This window comes from Clostridium sp. FS41 (assembly GCF_000954015.1).
Classification (GTDB): Bacteria; Bacillota; Clostridia; order Lachnospirales; family Lachnospiraceae; genus Enterocloster; species Enterocloster citroniae.
In genome coordinates, this window is record NZ_JYHN01000018.1 from 1 (window position 1) to 2,122 (window position 2,122).

Sequence of the window (2,122 nt, forward strand, 5' to 3'; positions counted from 1 at the left end):
TTGTGTCACAGTAAAAATAAACCACCTGCTCTGCAGGTGGAGGGAATATCTTCAGATAAAAGCAGCTCCTGTGCTAAAATAGATGTAGGTCTGCAAACCACAAATAAAAAGCACAGGAGGTCCAAAATGGACAATAATAGTTTAGCTCATAGTGTGTCCTGAATGCTAGAGGATACTGAAAAGGCAGTAACCGAAAAGCAGTGCTTTTCGTGAGATGGAAGCAGGCCTTCCGCAATCGGTATGCAGGTGCAGGTTGCAAAACACCCATAGGTGCTATAGACAAAAGCTACGGTATTGAGCGTATGAGGAAAAGGCAGTAAAGAAACTGTCAGTTAAGTGCCATGAAGCTGAATGAAAATGAAGAACTGATGAAGCATCGTTAAGACTTATAGGTACAGTCAAAACCAGAGTGTTGTGTGGACGCTGGGATAGATCCGTGAGGAGCCTGATTTACTGCGCGGGTGGCTGTCGGTGTTGAGGTTACAGGAGCATGGTGCAGGCTCATGAAAGGAACAGGAGAATCCTGTGTTGTAATGCTAACCGAAAAATACAAGCTAACATATGTGCGAGTATGAAAGTAGGAATGAACAACACAGGTGCGGAAGAATCCGTAGTAGTGATGAAGTCTCTGTAATGGAGGTGGAGCAAAGGGATTCTGTCATCGCAACTTCTTGAATAGAACAACCAGAAATGGGAGGATTACATGAAAGAAGGGAAAACATTTCATATTTCACAGAATGAAGTCCTGAATGCGTACAAGGCGGTCAAGGCCAATAAAGGCGCTGGCGGTGTGGATGGAATAGAGCTGGAGGAGTTTGACAAAAACTGGAAAAACAGATTGTATGTGCTGTGGAACAGGATGTCATCCGGCTGCTACTTCCCAAAACCGGTCAGAGGAGTTGAAATACCGAAAAAGAATGGAAAGGTAAGGCTTCTGGGAATTCCGACTATTGAGGACCGAGTAGCACAAATGGTGCTCCGAAACCATATAGAGCCATTTGTGGAACCTGTTTTTCATGAAGATTCATATGGGTACAGGCCAGGTAAGTCCGCCCTTGATGCGGTGGAGAGAGCCCGGAAAAGATGCTTTCAGATGAGATGGGTCATTGAGTTTGATATTGTAGGGCTATTTGACAACATTGAACATGATAAGCTGATGAGGCTGGTTGAAAACCATTGCAAAGAAAAATGGGTTAGCCTTTATGTCAAAAGATGTCTGAAAGCGCCAGTACAGATGCTGGATGGAACGGTTTGCGAAAAGAATTCCGGTACACCCCAAGGTGGGGTGATTAGTCCAGTCCTTGCGAATCTATTCATGCATTATGGATTTGACAACTGGATGAACAGGAAATTTCCAAACTGCCCATGGGAAAGATATGCTGATGATGGATTGATACATTGTGTCAGCAGAAAACAGGCAGAATTCGTACTTGAAATGCTAAAGGAGCAGATGCAGCGAGTGGGACTGACAATTCACCCTGAGAAAAGCAAGATTGTATTTTGCCAACGAAACAATGAAGAAGTGCCGGAGGATGTGGAAACATCGTTTGTATTTCTCGGATATTGTTTCAGGCCTCGGCTTGTAAAAAGCGGACAGGGAAAATATTTCATGGGATTCACACCAGCGGTCAGCAGTGATGCCGGAAAAGTATTCCGTGAGAAAATCAAAGAGGGGATAGAACAGCAAAACAGCACAGACATAGTAGCATTGTCAGAAAGACTAAATCCAATTATCAGGGGATGGATAAATTATTTTACAAAATTCACTCCAAGCGAAGCATTCAGACAGGGAATCAATTATGTGAATTTGACGTTAGTACGGTGGTTGAGAAAAACAAGGAGGAAGGCAAGGCGGAGTTATCAAAAAGCACAGCGTTTACTGCATCAGATAGCCATGTCGAATATAGAAATGTTTTACCATTGGAAAGTGGGTTATATACCAGTGAAATGATGACAAGAGCCGTATGATGGGAGACTATCACGTACGGTTCCGTGAGAGATTTGGGGTGAAATTCCCCTTATCTACTCGACCAAAATGGGATTGCAAGTATCATCTGGTTTTTGCACCAAAATATCGCAGGCAGGTAATATATAAAGATATCAAGGCAGATGTAGGTCAAAT

At 43.3% G+C, this 2,122-nt stretch carries 2 protein-coding genes; both read left to right on the plus strand.

What is annotated here, in order from left to right:
- Positions 1–703: 703 nt before the first annotated feature.
- A complete protein-coding gene (gene ltrA, locus CLFS41_RS02510) occupies positions 704–1,951 on the plus strand; it encodes a group II intron reverse transcriptase/maturase (protein ID WP_045091353.1) in 1,248 nt (415 codons plus the stop codon).
- Between the two features lie 55 nt (positions 1,952–2,006).
- A partial coding sequence (locus CLFS41_RS29260) for a transposase (RefSeq protein ID WP_200895069.1) occupies positions 2,007–2,122 on the plus strand: 116 nt, incomplete at its 3' end.